At 49.0% G+C, this 26,237-nt stretch carries 25 protein-coding genes; 8 read left to right on the top strand and 17 right to left on the bottom strand.

What is annotated here, in order from left to right:
* Positions 1-35 precede the first annotated feature (35 nt).
* Entirely contained in the window at positions 36-2,042 is a 2,007-nt protein-coding gene (pulA, locus tag L985_RS15800; RefSeq protein WP_235609845.1) for a type I pullulanase, read from the top strand.
* Positions 2,043-2,224: 182 nt separating this feature from the next.
* Complete coding sequence (locus L985_RS15795; RefSeq protein WP_029342882.1) at positions 2,225-2,707, top strand: site-2 protease family protein; 483 nt, start codon at positions 2,225-2,227, stop codon at positions 2,705-2,707.
* A gap of 47 nt (positions 2,708-2,754) precedes the next feature.
* On the opposite strand, the gene L985_RS15790 is transcribed toward L985_RS15795, so the two are convergent.
* Positions 2,755-2,928, bottom strand: coding sequence for a YycC family protein (locus L985_RS15790; RefSeq protein WP_069940077.1), 174 nt, complete (start codon positions 2,926-2,928; stop codon positions 2,755-2,757).
* A 115-nt stretch (positions 2,929-3,043) separates the two neighbouring features.
* Here L985_RS15790 and L985_RS15785 point away from each other — a divergent pair, with 115 nt between their 5' ends.
* The 3 genes from L985_RS15785 (at position 3,044) to L985_RS15775 (ending at position 7,207) form a co-directional block, all read left to right on the top strand.
* The gene (locus L985_RS15785) at positions 3,044-3,838 is read left to right on the top strand and encodes a hypothetical protein (protein WP_081834749.1); all 795 of its coding nucleotides are present in this window, start codon (positions 3,044-3,046) and stop codon (positions 3,836-3,838) included.
* A gap of 70 nt (positions 3,839-3,908) precedes the next feature.
* Entirely contained in the window at positions 3,909-5,999 is a 2,091-nt protein-coding gene (locus L985_RS15780) for an MMPL family transporter (protein WP_047390715.1), read from the top strand.
* A 92-nt stretch (positions 6,000-6,091) separates the two neighbouring features.
* Positions 6,092-7,207: an NADH-dependent flavin oxidoreductase gene (locus tag L985_RS15775; RefSeq protein WP_047390719.1), complete on the top strand. Its 1,116-nt coding sequence runs from the start codon at positions 6,092-6,094 to the stop codon at positions 7,205-7,207.
* Positions 7,208-7,641: 434 nt separating this feature from the next.
* Here L985_RS15775 and L985_RS15770 read toward each other — a convergent pair whose 3' ends face one another.
* The 8 genes from L985_RS15770 to L985_RS15735 form a co-directional block, all read right to left on the bottom strand.
* On the bottom strand, positions 7,642-8,208 hold the full coding sequence (locus L985_RS15770; protein ID WP_034786131.1) for a 3'-5' exonuclease: 567 nt from the start codon (positions 8,206-8,208) through the stop codon (positions 7,642-7,644).
* Positions 8,209-8,316: 108 nt separating this feature from the next.
* Entirely contained in the window at positions 8,317-9,705 is a 1,389-nt protein-coding gene (locus L985_RS15765; protein WP_029342877.1) for an MATE family efflux transporter, read from the bottom strand.
* A 150-nt stretch (positions 9,706-9,855) separates the two neighbouring features.
* On the bottom strand, positions 9,856-10,929 hold the full coding sequence (locus tag L985_RS15760) for a site-2 protease family protein (protein WP_029342876.1): 1,074 nt from the start codon (positions 10,927-10,929) through the stop codon (positions 9,856-9,858).
* 67 nt (positions 10,930-10,996) lie between these two features.
* Complete coding sequence (locus tag L985_RS15755; RefSeq protein WP_029342875.1) at positions 10,997-12,268, bottom strand: sensor histidine kinase; 1,272 nt, start codon at positions 12,266-12,268, stop codon at positions 10,997-10,999.
* Positions 12,265-12,948, bottom strand: a complete 684-nt coding sequence (locus tag L985_RS15750; protein WP_029342874.1) for a response regulator transcription factor — start codon at positions 12,946-12,948, stop codon at positions 12,265-12,267. The genes L985_RS15755 and L985_RS15750 overlap by 4 nt, the downstream gene beginning before the upstream one ends.
* A gap of 19 nt (positions 12,949-12,967) precedes the next feature.
* On the bottom strand, positions 12,968-13,852 hold the full coding sequence (locus L985_RS15745) for a hypothetical protein (RefSeq protein ID WP_029342873.1): 885 nt from the start codon (positions 13,850-13,852) through the stop codon (positions 12,968-12,970).
* Between the two features lie 97 nt (positions 13,853-13,949).
* Complete coding sequence (locus L985_RS15740; RefSeq protein ID WP_047390725.1) at positions 13,950-14,501, bottom strand: maltose acetyltransferase domain-containing protein; 552 nt, start codon at positions 14,499-14,501, stop codon at positions 13,950-13,952.
* Positions 14,502-14,623: 122 nt separating this feature from the next.
* Entirely contained in the window at positions 14,624-15,508 is an 885-nt protein-coding gene (locus L985_RS15735; protein WP_047390731.1) for an SDR family oxidoreductase, read from the bottom strand.
* Positions 15,509-15,639: 131 nt separating this feature from the next.
* Between L985_RS15735 and L985_RS15730 the strand changes: the two genes are divergently transcribed.
* On the top strand, positions 15,640-16,101 hold the full coding sequence (locus tag L985_RS15730; RefSeq protein WP_047390734.1) for a VOC family protein: 462 nt from the start codon (positions 15,640-15,642) through the stop codon (positions 16,099-16,101).
* Positions 16,102-16,164: 63 nt separating this feature from the next.
* Here L985_RS15730 and L985_RS15725 read toward each other — a convergent pair whose 3' ends face one another.
* Positions 16,165-17,514: an FAD-dependent oxidoreductase gene (locus tag L985_RS15725; RefSeq protein WP_029342869.1), complete on the bottom strand. Its 1,350-nt coding sequence runs from the start codon at positions 17,512-17,514 to the stop codon at positions 16,165-16,167.
* A gap of 410 nt (positions 17,515-17,924) precedes the next feature.
* On the opposite strand from L985_RS15725, the gene L985_RS15720 reads away from it, so the two are divergent.
* Positions 17,925-18,542 (top strand): YitT family protein, encoded by a 618-nt coding sequence (locus L985_RS15720; RefSeq protein WP_029342868.1) that lies wholly within the window; start codon positions 17,925-17,927, stop codon positions 18,540-18,542.
* A 99-nt stretch (positions 18,543-18,641) separates the two neighbouring features.
* Complete coding sequence (locus tag L985_RS15715) at positions 18,642-19,208, top strand: GNAT family N-acetyltransferase (RefSeq protein ID WP_029342867.1); 567 nt, start codon at positions 18,642-18,644, stop codon at positions 19,206-19,208.
* 72 nt (positions 19,209-19,280) lie between these two features.
* Here L985_RS15715 and L985_RS15710 read toward each other — a convergent pair whose 3' ends face one another.
* Genes L985_RS15710 through L985_RS15680 form a run of 7 tightly spaced genes read right to left on the bottom strand, consistent with a single transcriptional unit; the run spans position 19,281 to position 26,220 of the window.
* The gene (locus L985_RS15710; protein ID WP_029342866.1) at positions 19,281-20,657 is read right to left on the bottom strand and encodes a glycosyltransferase family protein; all 1,377 of its coding nucleotides are present in this window, start codon (positions 20,655-20,657) and stop codon (positions 19,281-19,283) included.
* The gene (locus L985_RS15705; protein WP_029342865.1) at positions 20,654-21,571 is read right to left on the bottom strand and encodes an FTR1 family iron permease; all 918 of its coding nucleotides are present in this window, start codon (positions 21,569-21,571) and stop codon (positions 20,654-20,656) included. Before L985_RS15705 ends, L985_RS15710 begins: the two co-directional genes overlap by 4 nt.
* A gap of 12 nt (positions 21,572-21,583) precedes the next feature.
* Positions 21,584-22,318, bottom strand: coding sequence for a hypothetical protein (locus tag L985_RS15700; RefSeq protein ID WP_231925665.1), 735 nt, complete (start codon positions 22,316-22,318; stop codon positions 21,584-21,586).
* Positions 22,315-23,043, bottom strand: a complete 729-nt coding sequence (locus tag L985_RS15695; RefSeq protein ID WP_029342863.1) for a glycosyltransferase family 2 protein — start codon at positions 23,041-23,043, stop codon at positions 22,315-22,317. Before L985_RS15695 ends, L985_RS15700 begins: the two co-directional genes overlap by 4 nt.
* The gene (locus L985_RS15690; RefSeq protein WP_029342862.1) at positions 23,040-24,476 is read right to left on the bottom strand and encodes an alkaline phosphatase family protein; all 1,437 of its coding nucleotides are present in this window, start codon (positions 24,474-24,476) and stop codon (positions 23,040-23,042) included. Before L985_RS15690 ends, L985_RS15695 begins: the two co-directional genes overlap by 4 nt.
* A complete protein-coding gene (locus L985_RS15685) occupies positions 24,473-25,327 on the bottom strand; it encodes a lysylphosphatidylglycerol synthase domain-containing protein (RefSeq protein ID WP_047390738.1) in 855 nt (284 codons plus the stop codon). Before L985_RS15685 ends, L985_RS15690 begins: the two co-directional genes overlap by 4 nt.
* A complete protein-coding gene (locus tag L985_RS15680) occupies positions 25,309-26,220 on the bottom strand; it encodes an NAD-dependent epimerase/dehydratase family protein (RefSeq protein ID WP_047390740.1) in 912 nt (303 codons plus the stop codon). Before L985_RS15680 ends, L985_RS15685 begins: the two co-directional genes overlap by 19 nt.
* Positions 26,221-26,237 lie beyond the last annotated feature (17 nt).

The raw sequence follows: 26,237 nt of genomic DNA, 5'->3' as shown, positions 1-26,237 counted from the left end.
TAATAAAAACCATGAAATGAAAGGGGTGCTTAGCTTTGAAACAAACAGCAGACATGTTGACGCTCACACCGCAAGAACTGGATGAGCGATTTGCCTATAGTGGAAATGATTTAGGAGCGACTTTCTCAGAGACAGCGATTCGCGTGCGCTTGTGGGCGCCGACGGCAGAACGTGTCGTGATTCGTCTCTATAAGACATTACGCGCACGAAAAGTCGAAGAGGTCGAGATGATGGCAGGCGAACGGGGAACATACGTCGTTGAACTCGATCGAGCGGCATATGAAGGTTATTTCTATACGTTTCAAGCGAGCATCAACGGACAAAAGGTCGAGGCAGTCGATCCGTATGCGAAAGCCGTCGGAACGAACGGAAAACGCGGTGCGCTGATTGACCCGACAAGTGTGACACCAGAACGATGGATTGAAGAACGCCCACTGTTCCATTCTTCGCAAGACGCAGTTGTTTATGAACTACACGTACGCGATGCAACGAGTCATCCGGCTAGTGGTGTCGTCGCACGTGGTACATTCGCTGGACTGACGGAAGCAGGAACACGGACACCAAATGGTGGATTAACAGGACTTGATTATTTAGCGGATCTCGGTGTGACGCATGTCCAGTTATTGCCGATCTACGATTTTGGCTCAGTCAATGAGACAGCGCCGAACGACCCGGATAACTATAACTGGGGATATGACCCGGTGAACTACTTTGCGCCGGAAGGTTCGTACTCGTCAAATCCGGATGATCCAAGAACGCGGATCCTTGAATTAAAACAATTGGTTCAGGCGTTACATGACCGTGGGATCCGTGTCATCATGGACGTCGTCTTCAATCATACGTATGATGCGGCAACGGTTCCGCTCGGTCAGTTCGTTCCTGGCTACTTTTATCGTCAAGAGGCGGATGGTAGTCTCTCGAACGGTAGTTTCTGTGGAAATGATACGGCGTCTGAACGTCTGATGATGCGGAAGTTCATTCTTGATTGTGTGACGTACTGGGCGAAAGAGTACCATCTGGACGGTTTCCGATTTGATTTGATGGGACTGCATGATGTCGAAACGATGAATCAGGTGCGTCATGCACTTGATCGGATTGATCCGTCGATTCTGATTATCGGTGAAGGCTGGGATCTCGATACGCCGCTTGATCCGGAAGAAAAAGCGAATTACTTCAATGCACCGAAGATGCCAGGAATCGCGCATTTCAATAACGGCTTACGGGACGGGGTCAAAGGCGACGTCCAAACGCCGGAAGACCGTGGCTTCATCAGTGGTGCATTTGACCGGACGAGTGAAGTCAAACGGGGAATCGCTGGTAACGTCTCTTCGCAAGGGTTTGCCGATGAACCGAATCAGGTCGTCTCGTACGTCGAGGCTCATGATGATTTGACGATTTGGGATAAATTAACGGTATCTCGTCCAGAGGACACGGAGGAGATTCGTCGGAAACGACAAATGCTCGCGAATGCCATCATCTTGACGGGACAAGGCATTCCTTTCCTCCATGCCGGACAAGAGTTCTTCCGGACGAAGGACGGAATTCGTGACAGCTTCAATGCCGGTGAAGTCGTCAATCGTCTTGACTATGAACGGGCGGAAACAGAGCGTCCGGCAGTCGAATACGTCAAAGGATTGATTACCCTCCGTCGTCAGTATCCGATGTTCCGTCTCGCAAACGCAGCGCTGATCAAAAAACATCTGCGCTTCCTTGAAGAAGGGGAGGGTGTCATCGCCTTTGAACTGAAGCGCACCTATGAAGGATACGTCGAACGACAGCGTGTCTATCACAATGCGACGGAAGAGGATATCACGATTGAATTGCCAAACGGTGAATTCGAGGTATTGGTGGAGTCAGGTGCTGTTAAGTTGCACGCACCACGACTGCATGAAGAGAAACAGTTGGTCGTCCAAGCATTGACGACGACGGTCATCGCCGAACGAAAAGCGGACTACAAGAAATATGCGGTAGCAGGTGGTGCAGCACTGACGATCATTGGATTGTTGTATGCAGCGAACAAACGTCGAAAGAAAACCGATTAACTAGAAAAGGACGAAGCGCAGGATGGCTTCGTCCTTTTTTTCGTGGATGACAAACCGATGTCACCCTGTCATGCAATTGACTTGCGAAAAATCATCAAAAGATTGTTTGAAGAGGCATCTTTAGGGAAAAATCTATATGTAGTATCTAAGATGTTGTTTTAAAGTGAGAGGGTGTACGTAGTATGTTCGGTTTCGGTGATTTATGGAAATTCTTTTTATCGTTCTTTTTACTTTTGCCTATCGTGACATTGATTCATGAGATGGGGCATTACTTTTTTGCCCGATTATTCGGTGGAAACATGGAAATCAATATTGGGTCAGGAAAATCGTTGCTTCGTGTCGGTCCAATCCGCTTGAATCGTATCTATTTCTGGGATGGCTGGTGTCAATATGAGGCATTACGCAATGAGTCGAAATTCGCTAACATACTCGTTTATGCTGGCGGATCGATCGCAAACTTGGTGAGTATCTTAGTCGTGAACGGTCTCATTTATGCCGGTGTATTCGAGGCATCGATCTTTACCTACCAATTTGCATATTTCTCATTTTATTTCGTCTTTTTCTCACTCTTCCCGATCGATCACCCTAATGGTTATCCGAGCGATGGGAAAGCGATCATCAATGTCTTCCGCTACGGGAAATCAGATTATCATCCACAATCCTAAACGAAGATTAAAGCCTCCTTCCATCATATAGAAGAGAGGCTTTTTACTTAAGAATCTGATTCGCTAGACGAATCAGATTCCGTTTTCGCTTGTTCCTGCTCGAGTTCAACGAGCTTTTGAATCAGGATATGGCGTGGCATATGCATTAACTGCTCAAGTGGTACGTTCAGACGTTTTGCGAGTTCGACAGCCGTCTCTGCTGATAATTGTAAAGGTTTCATCGTGTTCGTCCTCCTTTTTCCATGAAGTTAGTATAACAGGAGGTGCAAGCCGAGCGCATCAATAGTAGCGAGAAACCGAGAAGGTTGATACCGTATGAAGTAGGAAGTGATGCATATGTATAAACCTGCTGCAGAGCTGTTACTCCATGAATCCGTCTCACTGTTCGATCGAATCGGGGAGGATTTGCTTCTTTTTCGAGATCGCCACGGATTTATGAAATGTGATGCGGATTTAAGACCACTATGGGAAACAGCATGTGCGTATGTTCCATTCTCCTGGTACATTGAGCCAGGCGGTGGACGATTGTTCATCGTATTTGAAGAGTCAGCTTATTTTGGTTTATTGGATTTAGAGCAAGGGCATTTAGATTATATCGCGCGACCCGCTGCTTTTTCCGAAGCATGGTTCAGTAATTTATTCTTGTGGCAAGACGATGAGATTTTCCTGTACACGGCAGAAACAGACGTCATCTGTGTGAACGTTCAAACAGGGGACTGGCGGTACTCAAACTATGGAGAAGCACCGCTGTTCGGACGCTTAGTTGAGCGAGGATATGATACACGATTGACGTTCGAACGATTCATCGCACCTACGACGATCATCTCCTATGATGATCTACAAGAACGGTATGTGATTTGGGATGCCGCGACGAACCAGGAATCGATCATTCCTTTTTCGGATTATGCGGAGTACTCGCTCGTTGACCACCGTCACCAATTGTTTTCGATCACCGATTCATCTCGCTTTTACTTGTATGAGAAGAGTCAGCTGAAATATAAGTTCGAGGGATGTCATTCCTCTGTTTTACTCAAAAGTGTGTTGCTCGATGAAGAGGCGCGACGTCTTGCGATCGTATCGACATCGGCGACATTCGGCAACACATGGGTTCAAATTTTCCAAAAGACGTAATGAAACATCCTTTTCGCTTTTCAGCAAGAAGGATGTTTTTTGTACGTTTTATACAGAAAGGGGACGCATCATGGAACGGCTTGGTCATCTGATGAGTACGTATTTTCGAGGAGTGTTGATCGTTTGGGCGATCCTGCTCGTCGTGCTTGGGTATTTCGCCTATCAATTACCCGATCGGCTTGAAGGAAACGGATTTACACGTGACGGGGACTTTCAACGCGTCGAGACCGTACTCGATCAAGACTTCGGTCAGGATCCGCATACGATCATCGTCCTATTTGAAAATCAAGAGAATCTACAACAAACGATGGTGCAACATGTCGAGCGCTTCCGTGATATTAATGGCGTCGGAAACGTCATTGGTCCCGTCGAAAATCCGCGAGCAATTCGTGACGATAAAGGATACGTGACGGTCGGTGTACCGACACTTGATGCGAAATGGGCAGCTGCGGTCACGCGTCAACTGGATGACACTGGAACAATTCGACTGACCGGTGAACCGGTCGTCGTCGATGATTTGAATACAGCGTCCAAAAATGACCTCATCCGGGCTGAGTTGATTGGAATTCCGGCAGCATTGATCGTCTTGCTACTCGTTTTTGGTACACCGGTTGCGGCGATTTTGCCGTTGATCATGGGTCTCGTTACTTTTATCTTTGGTGCCGGTGTTCTGTATTTCGTTGCCGGACAACAAGAGTTATCAATCTTCGTCTTGAATGCGGTCGCGATGATTTCGCTTGCGCTCGGAATTGATTTTTCGTTGTTATACGTCAATCGATTTCGCGAAGAACGGCAGGACGGACAAGATATTCGGAAAGCAGCAATCCGTTCGGTCGAGACGGCAGGACGTTCGATTTTATTTTCCGGAATCTGTGTCTTCGTCGGACTCGCTGGATTGTTATTGATTGATGTGGATGTCTTCCGTGCTGTTGCGATCGGGACGCTCGTCTCGGTCCTCGGGGCAGTCATCAGTGCGTTGACACTGCTGCCGGCACTATTGATCGTCTTCGGGACGGTGCTAGAGAAAGGGCGACTCTTCCGGCAACGAGCCGGTCGTAGTGAAGATCGTTGGCGGCGCCTCGCTCGTTTCGTCATGAATCGGCCGGTCGCAGTCACGATTCTATCTTTATTACTTCTTTTGCCTTGTTTATTGCCGTTACGTGACTTGACGTTGAACATTCCGCAAGCGACTGCTTTACCAGAGTCGTATCCATCGCGTCTCGCTTTTGAGTCGTGGGAAAAAACATTTGGAAACGATGGAACAGATGCCGTCCTCATCTTGTCTGCCGATCCTGCGTCAGAGGTGGGACGAGAAAAAATCGAAGACGTGACGATTCGACTCGAGTCAGATCCGAAGGTGCGTTCCGTCGTATCCGCCGCAACGATTGCCGAACAGCAACAGATTCCGCTCGAACAGTTACTCGCGGTTCCCGCCGGACGCGATGCACTGAAGCCGTTTCTGTCAGAGAACGATCAAGCACGGATCGGCGTCAATTTAAAAGGGGATCCGGGGGATGCTGCTTCGCAAGACTGGGTGCGAAACATGCAAGCGGACGGTTATCTTGTCGGGGGACCGGCAGCCTTCAATCAAGAAATTTATGACGCCATCGAATCAAAACTCCCACTGGCAGTCGGTGTCGTCGTTTTGGCAACGTTCATCATCCTGCTGATTGCGTTCCGATCCATCTTGATTCCCATCAAGGCAATTCTGATGAATTTGCTTAGCCTAGGGGCAACATTCGGATTACTAGTCATCTTGTTCGAGTCCGGCGCAGTTCTTCCGCAGGAGACGATTGGTATTCTGACACCGGTCTTCATCTTCTCACTCGTCTTTGGTTTATCGATGGATTATGAAGTGTTCCTCGTCTCGCGAATGGAAGAATATTATGACGAGACAGGCGATAACGATTACGCGACCGAGATGGGTCTTGCGAAAACGAGTAAGATCATTACGTCTGCAGCCTTGATCATGATCGTCGTCACTGGGGCGTTTGCCTTCACGGGCGTCAGTCCAATCAAACAACTGGGCGTCGGTATCGCACTTGCGATTTTTATTGATGCCACGATTGTCCGGATGCTGCTCGTTCCCGCATTGATGAAGCTATTTGGTCACTGGAACTGGTGGTGGCCGGGTGGACGTCGTAAAGCAATTCGCAAGTGACACATCGCGTAAGCACATCAGTAGCTATTCGAAGGAAGACGAGCGTATACTGTCGATATTCAGTTCAAGAAATTAGAGGAGGCACTTCACTCATGGCAACTCAAGCAATGTTTGAACCATTTACATTACCAAACGGTGTGACGCTGAAAAACCGCGTCTTGATGGCACCAATGACAAACTATGCAGCACAAGAGAACGGCGAAGTATCGGATGCGGAACTCGCGTACTACGCAGAACGTTCAGGTGGCGTCAGTGCGGTCATTACAGCGTGTGCGAATGTCACAGCAGACGGTCAAGGATTCCCGAATGAATTCGGTGCGCATCGTGACGATCTCGTTCCAAGTCTGAAGCGACTCGCAAAAACGATTCAAGATAAAGGCGCAAAAGCGATCTTACAAATCTTCCACGCTGGTCGTATGGCACCACCAGAACTCGTCGGTGGACAAACAGTTAGTGCAAGTGCTGTCGCACCTGTACGTGAAGGGGCAATGACACCTCGTGCACTAGAGGCGGAAGAAGTTGAAGCAATCATTGAAGCATTCGGTCAAGCGACACGTCGTGCGATGGAAGCTGGATTTGATGGTGTTGAGATTCACGGTGCGAACACGTACTTGATCCAACAATTCTTCTCACCACACTCAAACCGCCGCGATGATAAATGGGGCGGTAGCTTAGAAAAACGTCTCGCCTTCCCATTAGCAGTCGTAGATGCAGTCGAAGCTGTCGCGAAACAGGATCCTTCGTTCATCGTCGGATACCGTTTCTCTCCAGAAGAGATCGAAAATCCAGGAATCACACTCGATGACACGATGCGTCTCGTCGATGAGCTGGCGAAAAAAGATCTCGATTACTTGCACGTTTCAGTGATGGACTTCTTCGCAGGTTCGATTCGTGACGAAAATGAAACGACATCACCAATCACACTCGTTCAAGAACGGGTTGGCGAACAAGTACCTGTCATCGGTGTCGGATCGCTTCACACAGCGGACGAAGTCGAACAAGGTTTGGCTGTCGTTCCAATGATCGCCCTCGGTCGTGAACTGATCATGGAACCGAAATGGGTTGAGAAAGTTGAAACAGGTGACCTTGCGTCAATCCGGACAGAACTTGATCCAGAGGCACAAGCAGAACTCGTCGTTCCAGATGCATTATGGGCAGGCATCACAAGTCGTCCAGGCTGGTTCCCGATCAAACAAACAAGCAAATAATTGAACACCATCAAAAAGCACTCTAGATCTCATGTCTAGAGTGCTTTGAGACTGAAGACAAAGTGCAATTGTTCTCTAACGAGAAGGATTGCACTTTTTTTGTTCGTCTCGAATCGTTTTCCTGGGACAAGCATCGCACCGCTTCGCTACAGGGTCGCTCTTGCTTGTTTTTCACTAGGAAGCGATGTCGAGTGAACAAAACGCTTCTCTGATCTTTCTTCCAGGTATCAAAAGAATGACGCGTTACACGCCACTCCTACAGGAAAAAGCGCAATTTTGCGCTGTCAGAGACAAACGAGACCCGTTTTCCTGCTCGAATGGAGCGGGAAAACTGGCTTGTGTCTCGCCTGAGGAAAGGGCGTGAAAAGACGCGTCATTTTTTGAAGCTACAATCTGAAAACACTTTAGATCCCGTGTCTAGAGTGCTTTTTTGTTTAATAGGCAACCTGTCCCATCCGAACGCCACAGAACGTATGCAAGGTGACCGGATCCTGTAGATTCGTTCGTTCCAACATATCGTTTAAGAGTAGGGCGCAGACGTAGGCATCTTCTTTCGCGTCATGATGTTGAAAAGAGACGTTGAGGAATTCTGCCATCGTATTCAATCGATGGTTCGGCAACCATGGATACAGTTTGCGGGATAATTTGACCGTGCAGCCGTACGTGAAAGCGGGCATCTGGTACATATCGTATTTTTGAATCGCTTTCTGAAGCGCCCCCATATCAAATGATGCATTATGGGCAACGACCAGTTGAGCACCTGCGATTAAATCGTATAAGCCATGTGCTTCCATCGCTTCAGGTAACGTCGGTGCATTGAAGACATCACTCGGACGAATTCCATGAACCCGGATGTTTCCGGCATCGAAGTTCTCTTCTGGATTGATTAAGACCTGTTTACTCTCCGTGACGCGACCGTTGGAGAGAACGGACCAACCAAACGCACAAATGCTTCGGCTATTCCGATTTGCCGTTTCAAAGTCAATCGCTAATGTATACATGCAACAGGCTCCTTTCTGTCATTCACTAGTAACAGAATACATGTTCGTATTATAGAAGTCCATCAAAAAAGACCATCTGCAAGGCAGACGATCTTAAATCCATTCCAGTCACTTCGCGGTGGCGACTTTTTGTTCCTCTGCGACGTATTCCTCCGGTTTAAATAACAGAACGCGATCTTTATAAGCGAAGACAAGGGCTGTCAAGACAGCCATCGCATCAGCGATCGGGAAAGCGAACCAGACACCCTTGACACCGAAGAACAGGGGCAAGATCAGAACGAGTGGAATCGTATATAACGTTTGGCGTGACAAGGACAAGAATAAAGCGACTTTTGCTTTAGCGAGCGATTGATACATCCCGTTGATAATCATTTGAATTCCGTAGACGAACGATAGAGCGAATAAGATACGCATCGCACTCGAGCCTTCCTGTAGAAGTGTCGCTTCTTCCGTGAACAAGCCGACCCAAAAACGAGGGAACAATTGAATCAGTAACCACAAGCTAATCGATAACGATAAGCCATAACGGATTGCCAACTTGATGGCAAGAGACATCCGGCTAAATTGCCGAGAACCGAAATTATACCCGACGATTGGTTGCATCCCTTGCACGATCCCCATGATCGGCATACCGACGAGCGCCATGAACTTATTGATGACCGCAAACGTCGCTAGTTCTGTCGTACCCCCGTACCGGACGAGCATATGGTTGACGGTGATGAACAGAATCGATTGGGAGACCTGCATGATGAACGACGATGATCCGATTTGCATCATCCGAAACGTTAAACGGAAATCGGGTTTGAAAGCATTTCGATCGAGTGTTAACCCCGTTTGCCGACGTTTCGTAAAGAAGAATCGGAAAACAAGTGCAGCACCGACGATTTGCGCAACAACTGTTCCGAGTGCAGCACCTTGAATGCCCCAATCAAGACCAAAGATGAACAGGGGGGTCAAGACGATGTTGATCGCAACCGTCGTCAGCATGACGCGCATCTGATAGTTCGCACGTCCTTCTGCGCGGAGCATCGCACTTGACGCCATCGTCAACATGAAGAAAGGTGATCCGATCAAGAGGACGCGTAAGAAATCGATACTATACGGCATGATCTCATCTGTCGCTCCAAAGAGACGAAGTAACGGTTCGACGAAGATGAAAGCACTGATGATAGCGAGCATACTGATGAAGAAAACCGCGATCAAGACGTTTGCATAAGCACGACTAGCACCATCCGTTTGTTTTTGACCGAGCCGTTGTGATGCAATTGCAGCACCCCCGATCCCGATCGAGTTGGCGATTGCCATCAATACGAGCTGGACGGGGAAAGCGATTCCGACGGCGGCGACGGCAGCCGTACCGATGCCTTGGGCGACAAAAATCGTATCGACGATATTGTAGAGTGCCGTGACGAGCATCCCGACCATTGCCGGTAAGGAGAGACTAAGTAAGAGCTGATTGACAGGTGCTTCACCCAGGCGGGCAGTGTTTTTATTCATGGAAGGAGAGCCTCCTTTTTTAGACAAGTGGTAAGTAGGGTTTTACTCAGAGTAGTCGCTTCTTTGACGAGATGCAAGAAATCACTCTAGTCAATGTGTTTGTTCCATGAAAAAAGGATGCGCCATGAAGCGCATCCGATAGAACTAAATTTAAGATGGTGTAGGCAAGTACCCTTTCGAGTACTCAAAAGCAATGAATAAAATGGCACCGAGCGCCAAGTAAGCGAGAAGCGTGATCGTTTGTTGTTTTTTCGGCATCTGGTGATACTGGACTGACTCTTCAGCGAGTCGGAGCGGTTCGATCCGCTGATCGATTCGACGCAACAACGCATCGTAGTCGTTCGCAGCATCATATTGATACCGTAACAAATCGTCGGCTTCCTGACGTGCCTCTTCCGGACTCGCTTGTCGCAAATCCTGTAAATCGAGACGAAGCGACCAAGCAATCGGATCGTACGTACTTTCGACCGTTTGTTCTTCCTCCACTTCCGGTGCAAGAGCGACTTCAGCGTTTGCACGTTCTTGCTCCGCTTTTGCGCGCAAGACGCGTTCGCGTGCAGCACGGTAAAGCATCAAGGTCGACCGGTTCTCTTCGTATTGTTTTGCGAACTTATACCGTTTCCAGACAGCACTGCCGCCGAAGAAAGCGATCAAGAGCAGAATCAAGCTGAAGTTCGTGATACCGTAAGCAATTAAGGCAGCAAGTCCCGCAACCCAAACGATGATCGGAAGTCCCGCAAGAATCCGTCCACCGTCAAGCGGACTGACAGGAAGTAGGTTGAAGAGATTCAACAGAGCCCCGAGGTGGAAGATGACGAGCCAGAAGTCATTTCCGGTCACGGCATATCCAATCGCAAGCGGAATCAGGGACAAGAGACCCGCGAGTGGTCCACCGTACGCAAGAATCGCTTCTTGTTTTGGTGTCCGGAACGTATCTTTGATCCCGATGACAGCTCCCATGAAGGGTACGAAAATCGCAGGACCCGTTTTAAAACCGAGTCGTTTAGCGGCGAGTAGATGTCCCATCTCATGAATGAATAGGAGATAAAGCAATCCGACCCCGAACCAGACGCCAAATACTTGAGCGTAAAAGAGAAGCGAAACTCCAAACGAAATCAGAGTGCCTCCAAACTTCGAAAATTTCAATAAGGCAAGGATGACCTTTCCTTTTGTTAAGAGAAAGGCGCCGGCAACAGCAAGCCCACCCCAACGTTTTTTAGCCATCGTGAAATTCCTTCTTTCATCATGTGACGTTCATCCTTAAGTGTACGACACAAATGTAGAAAAAGTTTCATTTAGACTGCTCGGGAATTAGATAGAAACAACTACCATCTGGCTGACGCGCTTCACTACCGACCTGAAAATGATGTGTCGTTGCAAGCGCAGCAGCAATCGACAATCCGAGTCCACTTCCTGAACGGTCGCGTGCTGTATCGAGTCGGTAAAACCGATCGAATAACCGGGCACGTTCTTCGTCCGTTAGAGATGTTCCACGGTCAAGAACAGTCAGACGTTCTTGACGAAGATGCAATTCGGGTGAAGTGGCATACTTCAGGGCATTATCGATATAAATCGTCAAGATGCGTAACACCGCTTCGCGATTCGCCCGGATCGTCCCAGAGGCATCAACAGGGATGATCGTTCCTGTCGCATGATACATCCGATCAGCGAGTTCGCTACCAAGTTCCGCTAAGTCGATCGCTTCGACAGACGTTTCCTCATAACCGAGACGCGACAATTCGAGCATGGGTTCAATCAATGTCGTCCGCATCGCGTGCGTCTCCTGCAAGATGTGTTCAATCGATTCATCGAGGACGTCCGGCTTCGTTTTGCCCCATCGTTTTAACAATTGGGTATAGCCCTCGATGACCGTCAATGGTGTCTTCATCTCATGTGAGACATCGGCGACGAACTGCCGTTGTTGTTCCATCGTCTGATCGACACGACCAATCATCTGGTTGAAGACGCGACCGAGGCGACCGATCTCATCATCGCGTTCGGTCTGCACGGTCTCAAGCGTACCGGAAGACGAAATCCGTTGCATCGTATCATTCAGTTGCCTGAGCGGGCGGAGCGTCTGATACGCAATCCAGAAGCTACTGATGAACGCGATGACGATGCCAACGACCAACACGATGGTGAAGGTCAAGACGAGTGTCGAGACCGTATCATCGACGCTCTCATCTTCGAACAAATAAGCTTGATCCTGATGGACGATACCGAACCAATCGCCAGACTTGAATGGATCATTCGAACGCGGAATACCGGGGAGGTCACTCGCTTGTACGTCTCCGTTAACGGTAGAAGAGTCATCACCATCTTCATCGTTTGAAATGACCCATCGTCCATCTTCGTTCGATAAGACGACGGAATCTTCATGAAGCGTCAGCAATGCCCGGACCGATGAATCATCCTCCATCAATTCCTCTGCCTGTTCAAGCTGAGTATAGCGGGATTCAATCAGGTGACTTCGAACGACAAGGGTGACGACGATGAACGAAAGGAGTAACAAGAGTGTCGTAAAGGCGGTGACGGATAAAGCAAGTTTCGTTCGAAGCTTCATGGAGTCGCCTCCCGTAGCACATACCCAACTCCACGAACGGTCTGGATCAAAGCAGGAGGATGGGCATCGACTTTTTTTCGAAGATAACGGATGTAGACGTCGACGATATTCGTCTCACCGAAGTAATCGTATCCCCAGACGCGATTTAAGATTTGTTCGCGTGTCAGGACATGTTCCTTGTTTTCCAGTAAATACGTCAAAAGTTCGAACTCACGTGGTGTCAAATCGAGTCGTAATTCATCGCGAAATGCTTCGTGTCGATCAAGGTCGAGTATAAGATCGGCGAACTGTAATGTGCGCGATGCGTTATTCGTTGAAGTCGGAGTACGTAGTAACGCCCGGATCCGGGCAAGGAGTTCCTCCATCTCAAACGGTTTCGTCACATAATCATTCGCACCAAGATCGAGTCCTGCGACCTTATCGTAGACTTCCCCACGTGCTGTGAGCATAATGACGGGGACGTGAATGCCTTTCCCACGGAGCCTGCGCAACACCTCGAAGCCGCTCAGCTCCGGCATCATCACGTCGAGTAAGACGAGATCAACCGAATGCTCAGCGGCAGCGAGACCATCTTTTCCGTTGGGGGCGACACGTGTCGCGTACCCGGCATATTGGAGTTCGAGTTCAAGGAGACGTGCAATTTTCGCATCGTCCTCAACGATTAAGATGGTGGTTGGCATAAACATCCTCCTTTAATGATCATTCATCGATTTCTGTCACTTCGTCTGACGCGTTTAACTCAAGTTTAACGGAACCACCGACTCGGACGTCATCATCTTGCTCCATGTTCGATGCACGAGAGTACGATTTTTGCGCACCATTCTGTTCGATGACGATCTCTTGATTCGTTATTTTAGCGAGCGTGCCGCGGACTTCTTGTTCCCGTGCATCGTCACGGTCTTCGTCGCGTGTAGCATTACGATCTTCGTTGTCATCTTCCCGATCAAGCTCACGAACTTGACCGTCTGCATTCAATTCGATTTTCACGATATCCCCCGATTTCGCAGCGTCGCGTTCCGCACGATCCGCAATCGCGTAGACTGTCTCTTGTCCATCTTGTTCGAGTGTCAATTCACTTTGTGATAGGGCACGAAGGATGCCGTACCGTTCATTCGCATCATCCGATGAATCATCTGAGCGATTGCCATCGTCCTCTCGGTCATTCCGATCATCTTGATCTTCTCGCTCAAGTTCCGTGATTTGCTGATTTGCATTCAAATCGATTTTGACCCAATCGCCTTCTTGTACGGCTTCGCGTTCGACTGACGAAGCAAAATCATACGTCTGAGTGTCACCGTTGACATCGATCGTCATCGAACGATCCGATAGTTTCTGTAATGTACCTTCGATTTCCTGATCGTCACGCATGGAAGCAGGAAGCTTTTGTTCGACTTGGCGCGAAGCAGCTTCGACTTTTTGCTCTGCCTGCTGTGAAGTGGTGACCGTCGAGTTGACGAGAGAGTGTCCCGGACCTGTGAAGAGTAGGAACGCGCCGGCTCCTGTTAATACTGTACCCGTTACGGCAAGTGTAGCGATTCCTTTTTTGAAGCGTTTATTCCCTTTATCTGTTCGTTTTTCAGTCATGATGATGTCCTCCTTTAGTAGTGGCTGTTGTTCTTATACATAGAATAACCAGACCACGTGAAAGGAAGCTGAGGAACAGATTAGAATTTGATGAGAATTAGATTGTTTTAATGATTCGGGCGGGATTTCCACCGACGACGCTGTTTGCCGGTACATCCTTGACAACGACACTTCCTGAGGCGATGACAGCATTATCTCCGATCGTCACACCGGGATTGATGACCGCGCGTCCACCGATCCAGACGTTATTTCCGATGACGACCGGTTTTCCGAATTCATAACCGCTGTTGCGCTCGACAGGATCGAGTGGATGGGTCGCAGTATAGATATGTACTCCTGGAGCAAACATGCAGTTGTCACCAATCGTAATCGGGCAAATATCGAGCAAGACACAGTCATAATTGGCATAAAAGCGAGCCCCTAACGTAATGTTGTAGCCATAATCACATTTAAACGTCGGTTCAATGTAAAAGTCGGCTTGCTCTGTCCGGAATAATTGCTGGAGAAGTGCCTTCCGTTTAGCCCTATCATGGACACTCAATTGATTGAACTCATAGCAGAGTGATTGTGCCCGGATGCGGTCAGCCACGAGTTCCGGATCTTGTGCTAAGTAGAGTTCCCCTTGAATCATTTTTTCTTTTTCAGTCATCTGATTCACTCCTTCATCGTTATTACTCTCATTAGACTAAATGGTACCTCGTGATGCAACTGATATCCCGTTAAGACACGCAAAAACAGGATAGCCGAAGCTACCCTGTCGAGATTCAATCCTTATGCCAATTCGATTCCGCCTGTGACACCATAGATTTGCGCCGTGACATAGCTCGCAGCGTCTGAAGCGAGGAAGACATACACATCCGACAGTTCGACCGGTTGACCACTGCGTTTCAGTGGTGTTTCCTGTCCGAACTCTGGAATATTCTCGCTCGGTTGACCACCCGAGATTTGAAGCGGTGTCCAAATCGGACCAGGTGCGACGGAGTTGACACGGATTCCTTTTGGCGCGACTTGTTTAGCGAGTCCACGCGTGAACCCGTTGATGGCAAACTTCGTCGATGCATAATCCAAGAGGTTCGCGCTTGGGTTGTATCCTTGAACGGATGTCGTCGTGATGATCGAAGCCCCTTCCTTCAAGAGTGGCAAGGCTGCTTTGACGACCCAGAAGAGGGAGAAGACATTGATTTCGTATGTTTTTCGTAATTGCTCCGTCGACAGGTCGAGAATGTCTTCGACAGCTTGTTGTTTACCTGCGACAAGTGCCAAAATATCGAGTCCACCGAGCGATTCGTGTGCTTCTTTGACGAGTTGTCCACAGAACGCTTCATCACTTAAATCACCAGGTAAGAGATATGCTTTTTGTCCCGCTGCTTCAACGAGTGCTCTGACCTCTTCCGCATCCTGTTGTTCTTCCGGTAAGTAGTTGAGCACGATATCGGCTCCTTCACGAGCGTAGGCGATTGCTGCTGCTCGGCCGATGCCGGAGTCGCCACCCGTAATCAGTGCTTTTTTGCCGATCAATTTGCCGGAGCCTTTGTAACTCTCTTCTCCACAATCGGGAACAGGTTCCATTTTTGCTTGAACCGCTGGTGCGTCCTGATATTGTTTTGGAAAATCGTCATTGAAGTATTGTGTTAACGGATTTTTCGATGCAGCCATGTAAACATTCCTCCTGAAAGTTGGTTTTGGTATAGGTTGTATGTTCCCTCAACAGGTCGGATTAAACGTTTCTGATGGTAGTAAATTTGGAAATTGATGGTTTACACTAGAAAAAGAGGAGTGTGAAGAAGATGATTGCTGGACTGTATGAAGCCCATTTACCGGTCAAAGAACTCGAACGATCGATTGTCTTTTACGAAAAATTGGGTCTTGCATGTGCGTTCCGAAATGAACACGTCGCTTTCTTTTGGATCGAGCACGGCAAGAGTTGGTTAGGACTATGGAAAGCCGGTCAAGTCGAGTTACCGTATCATCCATCGATTCGACATGTAGCGTTTCGAATGGAGCAAGAAAATATCGATAAAGCACAGGACTGGTTAAAGGAGAGGGGCATTACCGTTCGATCCGCCTTTGGTGTAACGGCAGCTGATCAACCGCTTGTTCTTGATAACCATCCACATGCGCACGCAGCAATCTACTTCGAGGATCCAGATGGCAATTCGCTCGAATTGATCGCACCGTTACGCTTTGACATGGAAACAGTGAATGGCACGATGCCGTATCATGACTGGCAAGAAGTATACGAAAAATGAATGAGAATAAACGAAAACAAGCAACGGATGATCCGTTGCTTGTTTTATTTATCTGTGATTCGTTTAAACACGAGCAGATTGGCGCTCGTTCATCGCTTGTAGAGCTGCTTGGTTCAGCAAGTTCCACGGTTTGTTGTAGTGCGGTTGGAAGAAGAAGTCGACGAAAGCGAGCTCTTCAAGTGTCATATCATTTTGAATCGCGACAGAAAGTGTATTCATCGCTTGTGTCAAATCCACTTTCGAGATAATTTGTGCACCGACGACACGATGAGTTTCCGTCTCGAAGACGAGTTTCAATTGGACGTCTTCTGCTGTTGGCATGAACTCTGGGCGATACGCATCTGTGACCGTCGTGCTGCTCACTTCAAGTCCGAACAAGGGTGCCGCTTCTTCTGTCAAACCAGTCGACGCAATGTTCAGATCATATAGGCGAAGACCTGATGTGCCTTGTGTTCCTTGGTAACGAATCTTTGGTGCGCGTAAGTTTTTACCGATCAATGTTCCCATCCGGACAGCATTTGTTGCAAGCGGGATATAGGCATGTGTCCGAGCTGGATTGTAATAGACAGCACAGCTGTCACCAGCAGCAAAGATGTTCGGGTTGCTCGTCCGCATGTAATCGTCAACGATGATGGCACCGTTCGGTAGCATGTCGACTTGACCTTTTAAGAGTTCCGTACTTGGGCGGAAACCGACACAGAGAATGACGAGATCCGTTTCGAACGTTCCTTTGTCTGTCACGACGTGTGTCACAGCACCGTTTTCTCCTTTGAAGCTTTGGACGGTTTGTCCGAGTTCGAGGCGAATACCGCGGTCTGTCAATTCACGTTCGATGACGTCAGTGAATGAGCGGTCGAGGTATTTGTTGAGAATGCGATCCGCACTGTCGATGAACGTGACGTCTTTTCCGTATGCTTCAAACGCTTCGACGAGTTCAGCACCGATATATCCTGCACCAACGACGGTGATCCGTTGTGCATCTGTCGCTTTTTCAATGATTGTTTGAGCGTGGTGATAGTTTTTACAAAGCTCGATTTGATTCAACTCGATGCCAGGAAGCATCGGAATGATTGGCCATGATCCTGTCGTCATGATGAGTTTATCGTACGTATCGTGAACGACTTCACCAGTCATGAGGTTTTTCGCAACGATCGTTTGGCGTTCACTATCGATTTCAAGCACATCATGTTTCAGACGCATCTTAGCGCCGAGTTCAGCGAGTTCACTTGGTGATGAGTAGAAAAGTGATTCCGCATGTTTGACGACACCACCGACGTGAAGCGCGATTCCACAAGAGAGAAACGATACATTGTCATTCCGCTCATAAACGGTGATCTCGACGTCTTGTTGTGAAGCGAGTTCTTTGACTGCTGCTGTTCCTGCGTGTGTACATCCGATGACTGCTACTTTCATGGGTAAAGTCTCCTTTGTGTTTTGTTTGTGATAAATATCACATTCATTTGATATACTTAGTGTAATCCTTCACAAGATCGTTTTCAAGTAGTTTGTTCAATATTGAGCATAATCTTGTCTAAATTGTGAATGAGTGAGCAAAACTGTTTGGATTATGTGAAGAATGCGTAAAACTGTTTTAGTTACTGAAATTCGGGTTATAATGAAAGTAGATTTTTAATGAAGGGGTGGAAACCGATGGATACCGAGAGGACCAATCATCTATTCAGCTTACCTGATTTTTAGCAGTACCGGTCATAACGAACAGACGGTAATGGCTTATAAAAATCAGGGAGAGCGAAAATAGATGAATACCCAAACGGGACGTATAAAACCTCTCCCACGATGTAAACGGGAGAGGACAATAAAACATGAAACGAATCGCAACCATCTTAACCGGAACGCTCATCATGGCGTTTGGTTACTACACATTGAATGAACAGTTCGGATTAGCAGAAGGCGGCTTCATCGGATTATCGTTGCTAGGTCGATACTTTTTTGATATCAATCCTTCAATTTCGATGATCGTGCTCGATATTCCATTTTTCATTGGTGCTTTGTATTTCAAAGGAAAACGCTTTGTCAGTGAAGCGTTACTTTCAGCAGGTGCGTTATCAGTCTTTTATGAAATGTGGCACCGACTTGATTTGTTCCACTTTCCAGAACAAGCTTGGCCAGCGACGCTCATCGCAGCGATTGCTAGCGGAATCGTGACCGGATATGGTCTCGGACTTGTTTTGAAAAGTGGAGCGGCAACAGGTGGAGACGATTTGCTATCGATGGGACTCAGCAAACTGACAGGTCTATCGATCGGAACAATCTTGTTCGGACTCGATGCCATCGTGTTAATCATCTCACTCGTCTATCTGCCGCTCAGTTTAACGTTATATACGTTACTGGCTGTAGCAATCGCTGGACGTGTCGTTGCTGTCATGACACGGGAGCCTGTCATCGTACCGGTACCTGTCGTTCAAAAAGTCACGCAGTGAAACGGATGAATGTCTAAAAAAATCATGTATCGGATTCGACATCGTCGAGTCCGATTTTTCAGGTTTATTGATTAGAAAAATTCAAAGGAGAACGACTAGATGATTCGACAAGCATATGCTTCTGAAGCACAACAGATTGCCCCGTTGATTGAGCAAGCGATTCATGAGATTGCTGAGACATTGACGGGAACGACAAAGCGGGAGGAAGTTTTAGAGAGACTCGCGTACTTTGTCGCTGAAACAGGAAACCGACTGAGCCATGAGAACATCCTCGTGAAAATCATCGAGGGTGAAGTAGCGGGAATCGTCATTGCGTATGCCGGGACGGATGCGGAACAACTCGACGAACCGATCAAAGCACAACTGAAGCGCTGGACGGGTCGCGATGTCCAGATTGATGTCGAGACGGAAGGTCCAGTCTATTACCTGGATACTTTATCGGTTGACGCGCGTCATGGTGGAAAAGGAATTGGAACAGAACTATTGCAGGCAGCAGCGGAAGAAGGGGAAAAACGAGGACTACAAGCGTTCACCTTAAACGCTGATCAAACGAATGCCGGGGCACAGCGACTGTATCGTCGTCTCGGCTTCGAACCGATTCGGACGATTGAAATTAGCGGCGGTACCTTTGATTATATGGAACGTCGTTACGATACGCAGCAATGAAAAAAACCATGTCGATCCCCACGGTGTCATTCGGGAATCGACATGGTTTTTCGTATGCATGCAGTTGTGTCATCAAGGCGTTAGTTGATACAGCATCGCTTGCGCGTCTTCCGGTTCGTAGCGGGCATCACTCGTGAAGCGAACGATTTGTTTGACGTTTGGTCGCACGCCTTGAGCGTGGAAGCGCTCGAGCAATCGACCGGTCACGTAACTCTGATCGGATTTTGGTTCTGCGTTCCATTTACTGATTGATCCGATCGGAACGATCGCGGCATCCGGTCGTTCGGACTGGAATTGGCGAGCTTCCTCGTCGGTAAAGACTGTCGCGCCGATTGGAAGAGTCGCTACGTAACGCGCCAGTTCAATCGTCGCCGGGGGACGCGTGGCTTGATCGTTCAACGCGAGGCTACCGATCGTCAACTGAACGACTAAAAATGGTAGATACATCTGTAACGGAAGCTGACGGATCAACCAGATGAGTAGCAATAGGACAAGCGGTAAGACATGACGGGGTTTATCGATGTTTTGTCCGAGCCAGACCCAGACGAAATAGAGTCCAGCCGTCGCTCCCCAAGCGACATCGACTGTCCAACGTTTCCGTAAAAACAGCAGCAGTCCAGACACTAGTCCAATCCACGTGCCATAACCGATCCCATGCCAGAAGAGTTGCTGAAGTGTTTGAACGAATCGTTGGAGGATGGATGCATCATCGGTCTGAGCAGAACCACCCCAATCGGAAAAATGACCGCTGACGAAACGGAGTGACAGTTGAAGAAACGAATAGGGTCCACCGACGGAAAAGGCGACCGGGAGCAACCAAGCCAGTTGCGCCAGAACAAGGAGCGCACATTCGGATAAGAGTTGCCAGTAATCCTTTCGTACTTGCCACAGCAAGACAAGCAACATAAAACCAAACGGCGCATAGGACAGTCGAGTCGCCATCAGTAAACCGAACAGAAGATACGGAAGCCAGCGACGAATCTGATGTCGGGCGCGTTCGATGCTCCAGCCGTACCAGACGAGTAGTCCGAGGGCGAGTCCATCTGACATCCCGGTTGCAGCGAACGTCACGAGTGAGGCAGTGGAGAGAACGGTAAAGGTAGCGATCAGCCGCGTCGTATCATACGCATGACGGCGGAACAGCCAATAGAGTGGCAAGAGGGCACTTGCCAGTCCTAATGTGGAGACGAGTCCAAGTGCTTTGACAGGTATCATCAGTGGCAGAAACAGATTGGCAAATAAGATGAAAAAAGGATAACCCGGAAAATGCGGGCGTAAATCAGCCAAATCATAATCAGTCACAGCGAGCGTGAAGTTCGCGATATCGTAGCTCGCGATGAATGGACTGACGTAGGCAATCCGCAAACTGATCCAGCCACCGATGAATAGCAACGTGATCCAAAAAAGCGATCGTCCACGCGGACGTGAACGATCGCTTCGGACGGTCAAGAAACCTCCTGTAAGGACTTCGATGACTTCGATGGTTTGTTTTGACGGAGCAACATCCAACCAGCAAAGGCGAAATAGCCCCACCAAGCGACGACTTGTTCGAGCGATGGGTTATGGCTGTATCCGAACATCGCGCCCATGAACGTTCCGATCTGTCCGCTGATCAACGTCGAATTCCCGGTATCGCGCAAGTATTGCACCTGATCGATGTAGTGCTCCGGCATGAAGCCGACGATGTTATACACAGCAGCTGGTGTGCCGTCAGCATTCATCAAGAGACTACCGAGCAAACCAAGATCTTGGAAGCGTCCGATCGTTTGGACGAGCATGCCGGCTGCGATGAAGAGAATCAATACGCCCGTTACTTGGAAGAAGCGTTTGACGGGAATCTTCATTGAGCCGGAAACGAATAAGTATCCGAAGATCAAGGCGAGTAACAGACCGGAAACCGCACCGTAACTCGTCAGGACTTTTTCGATTTCCCCACCTGAGATGGCAGCGAAGAAGAAGACTGTCTCAATTCCTTCTCGAACGATGACGAGGAAGGAGTGGATGATCATCGTGATGGCACTACCCGTCGAGACGGCAGCGGCGACCTTCGCTTGGGAGGCTTTTTGATTCTCTTTCGCTTCCTTCCCCATCCAGAGGACCATGTGTGTCAAGAGCAGGACGGAGACCATCATGATGCCGAGACGGAGATACGTATCGCTTCCGAAGCTCGCAAAACTCGTAAAGACGACTTGGAACAGGAACGCGACACCAAGGCTAGCGAGAAGTGCCAACCCGACACCTGCGTAGACCCACTTTTTATATTGTGGAGCGTTCAATCGATCGAGATAACCTAAGATCAACCCAACGATGAGAACAGCCTCGAGACACTCCCGAAGTGTAATCAAAAACGCTTGAAAATCCATCTGTCTTCCTCCTTATGAGCGGCGTTTCTTCTTCCATTGACCAATGACGACGATTACGATGAGTACAACGACGAGTCCGAGCGCAATCAATTTCCAAATCGCGTCCGTTCCGAACGTTTGACCGAGGAAGGAGTCTTCTTCCGTGAAGACGCCTGTTTTTTCTTCACCCGGCAGGACGAAAAGAGGCGTCAACGTATCTTCGATCATCGTAATGTTTTTCTTGAAGGATTCTTCATCACTCGCTTTTTTCCCGACCCCAAACAGACCAGGATTTCCGAGTGCCTTTAATGATTCATCAAATGCAGTATACACGTCATCGGATGTTTGTGCATCCTTGCTTTCCTTTACGTAAGGTGCGAGCACATCATACGTGCCACGGGCTTTCGCGAGTAAGAGTTTCGCTTGACCGAAGTCCTCGAACTGCTCTTCAGCAAAGTGCAGGCGACGTTCGATATTTTGACGGAGAGCGACACGATACGCTTGCTTTGCAGCCTCGGCATCTTCTTGTTCGAGAGCCGTGTCGATCTTCGCTTTCGCTTCAGGGAAATACAGTTTGAATTCTTTATCATAGGCGGCAAGCGTCTCTTTCGCAAGCGCATAATCCTTGGCATCGAGTTGTTCTTCAAATTGTTTATACGCTTCCGCAAAAGCTTCCTTTCCTGGGTCTCCGTAACTATAAGCAGAAACCGTGGAAGTGCTCACGAACAGTGAGAGTAGGAGGAGCGGTAGCAAGAGAAGGCGTTTCATCCGAGGTGCTCCTTTCGTTCCATGCGTTCTTCAACGCTAAGCTGTGTGATCGGTCGTCGCCACTCCCGGTAAATCGCTGGGAGGACACGTTGGACATAATTCAGACGGATAAAAGACTTTCCTGCTTCCCGGACCCGATAACGGATCGGGACTTCGTGAAGGCGGAAGCCTTTTCGGACGAGATTGAGAGTTAAGACTTGGGCATAGTTATAATCGTGAATGATCTCAGCATGGTGACACGCTGCGCGTGAAAAAGCACGCATTCCACTTTGACCATCATGGATTTTACGTTTCAATAAAAGGCATTGCAACCACGTGAAGACATGATTACCGATATAGCGATAGAGCCGCATCCCGTCTACGGTACCGAGGAAGCGGGAACCGAATACGTAGTCGGCTTGATCGTGTAAGATCGGTCGGACGATATCCGGAATTTGATCGGCCGGATATTCGTTATCGGCATCAATCATGACAGCAACATCAGCGCCGAGTTCGTAGGACTGGCGGAGTCCTTCCCGGACTGCAGCGCCGAGTCCTTGATTCTGCTCGAACCGATAGACATGTGCGCCGTGTTGACGCGCGATCGTACTCGTCGTATCCACTGAGCCATCGTCGATGACGAGGATCTCGACGGGAATGCCGTCAATCATATCCGGGATTCGTTTTAAGACGAGCGGGAGTGACACTTCCTCATTGTGGGCCGGTAAAAAGACGATGATCTTCATTTAGACTTCGCCTCCTTGAACGCTTCTGTCAACAGCACACCACGGCTATCGTACGGGATGTCTGCCCCTAGGACTTTTGTGATCGTTGGTCCGAGTGACAAGATATGGCGGTGCGTATCCACTTTCAGACCAGCATGAACGTTCTTACCATACATCCAGAACGGAACGAACCGTTCGCCTTCATCCAAGTGACCGTGTCCACCGATCCCGTCCGCTTGACCGTGATCCGCCATGACGATGAGTGTCGCATCCTCGAGTTTACCAAGGCGATCGAGTTCCTCACAAAACTCGGCAAGGAGCGCATCCGCTTCCTCGATTTTTTCGACATACTCGGAATAGAGGGTGCCTCGACTATGTCCCGTTTGATCCGTTCCGATCAGCTGGATCGCCAGTAAATCCGGATCCTCTTCATGAACGATTTGTTTAGCACGTTCTACGATATTTCGATCCGCGACATCGTTATGCATGACCGCCGTGACGGTCCGTACGTCGGTTGAACCGAACGCATCGACAAGGTGTGCGATGCCAAGGATTTTTCCTGATTTATCGACGGCACGGAGACGGTCGAAGACGGTATCTGTTTTAACGCCGGTCGTGTTCCAGACCATGTTCGAATGAATGCCGTGATCTTCCGGGCGAGCACCCGTGAACATCGAACTGAAGCAGACGACAGTCCGGGCAGGGTAGACAGTCTCCATATTCGTATATTCCGTTCCTTCCTGACGCAATCGTTCGAGAAACGGCGTGTTTGCTGCCATGTAGCGATCTTTACGCATCCCGTCGACAATCAGGACGTAAACTTTTTCTGAAGTCGGAAGATTGGCATCTGCCGTCATTGCCTCGGGCAATTTCGGTTTCCAGTCGAACAGATAGTGATGTAGGATCCATGCAAAGACGAACAGTCCGAGTGGGAACCAGACGAATGTCATGTCGAGCGACGATGCGTCACTTGCCGTCCACCAGTACATGAGCAACAGGGCAACCTTAGGCAATTGCTCTTGTGCGTTACCACTCGTTGAATCGCTATTCTTCAAGACGAGTTTCCAAAAACGCGTGAAATTCGTCCAACGTGTTCCGATTCGGAGATGATAATAGATCGTTCCCCAGAAAAAGACGGTGAAGAAGAAATAGAGACCCGCACCATAGGCGAATAAAGGCAAATAATCCACATTCGTACCCCGAAGGAACAGCCAAACGATGACTGGAATCCAGAGGTAGTTTCGTAAAAATAACGGAAAGTCATAACGCCAAAGCAAGATGAATAAAGGAAGCGTCACGATGAAACCAAGACCAGCTTCTGCGAGTGGCATCTGCGTCCATAAGGCGTACGTCAAGAAGACGCCGATCGTAAAAATGGGTGTGAAGGGTTTTCCTTCATTGAGTAAGTTCCAGGCGCGTGCTGCGACTTTTTCAAAGCGAGAAGCACTTTTCATCGTCTTCCTCCTTTCCAATCAGTGTATTTGAGCTGACGAACCAACAACCGAAGCGTAGCCGGATGCCGCGTTAAAACGTACAGCGGAATAAGAAAAGCAAAGGCATATTTAAAGAAGTGCGTCATCAAGGCAACGTCGTACGCATGGGCAACACCGGCTTGCCGTAACACTGTACCCATCGCGAGTTCGTACGTACCGAGTCCACCCGGCGTGAACTGGATCACACCGGACAGGACACCGGCACTCATGGCGATCAATGTCGTTGGAAAGGACACATCGACACCTGCTCCTTGCAAGAGGAGGAAGACGGCGAGTGCCTCGACGGCCCAAGCGAACGTTCCGAACAGGACGAGCGATGGGAGATGCGGGACATGTCGACGTAACACGAGCAATAACGCGGTGGCAAGGAGCACAACGAGCAAAACGATCGGATGAAACAACCAACCGATCAAAATGAAGGTACACAGAACGATCAAGTCAATACTTCGTTGTAAGACGAAGATCGCGCTCGTCTGCTTCCAGGGACTTCCGACAGCTCTCGCCGTCACGAGTCGGATCATCTCTCCCAGTTTGACTGGTGAGAGGTGATTGATCGTCAGTCCGAGATACAGGCTCGACAGGTATACAGCGGTCGGTGCACGTTTTGAGTCAGCGCGGCGCCAGGCGACCGCCCGTAAATAAAAGGCAATCGCATACGTCAAGGTCGCAAGGATCGTCCAGGGACTCTTGAATAAAGCTTCGATATACCGATAAGAGACCGGTAACTCCAAGAAAAAACGGAGCAGTAAAAAGATGACAAGCCCGGTAAGCGTCAGGTACAGAAACGTTCGGATTAGCGGTTTTGATGCCACGCGATCACCTGCTCCAGTCCAACATCAATCTCGATTGACGGTTGGTAACCGAAGGCTTCCTGTGCCGCCGTCGTATCACTCCATGTCATCGTCACGTCCCCGCGCCGTGCAGCCTGAGTATGCACGGGAACATCGAACCGTTGACCGATCCGTTCAGCTAGCGTGCGGACGGAGACCGGCTGATTCGCGCCGAGGTTATACGTCCCGACTGCACGAGCTAGCAACGCCTGTTCCATTCCGCGGGTGATGTCATCGATATACGTGAAGTCACGGATCGGATCACCGAAGACGGTGAGTGCCTCTCCGCGCAATGCCTGTTCGATGAATCGAAACAGCGCCATATCGGGACGCCCCGATGGACCATAGACCGTAAAGAAGCGAAATAATGTCACGTTTACATCATATAAATGAGCATAAGCATGGCAAAAGCTTTCGGCACTATACTTGGCTGCCGCGTAAGGACTGGCGACGTGTCCCGTTGCCTGTTCCTCTTTCAGCGGCCCGGTCTGTTCCCCATAAACGGAAGAAGAAGACGCGAAAAAGACATGCGGCATGCCATGTCTTTTTGCGGCTTCTAACAAGGTCACCGTCATATCGATGTCCTCACGAATATAGTGATGCGGTTCTTCGAGCGAACGCGGAACACCTGGAAGAGCTGCGAGATGGAAGACAGCGTCGAACGATGTCTCCATCCAGGTGTCGAGATCGTGATGAACGTCACCTATCGTCACGGTAACGCCGGCACGTCTTAATGCAACTGCCCGTTCTTCTTTCAATTGGACATCATAGTAGTCCGTAAAGGCATCAAGGACATGGACGGTATGATGCTGCTGGAGCCGGAGGGCGAGGGCGGCGCCAATGAAGCCGGCACCTCCTGTGATTCCGATATTCATCTTATCCCTCCGTTTCC

The sequence above is a fragment of the Exiguobacterium sp. ZWU0009 genome, assembly GCF_000798935.2.
GTDB classification, from domain to species: Bacteria; Bacillota; Bacilli; order Exiguobacteriales; family Exiguobacteriaceae; genus Exiguobacterium_A; species Exiguobacterium_A acetylicum.
This window is presented reverse-complemented; position numbering and strand designations above follow the sequence as displayed.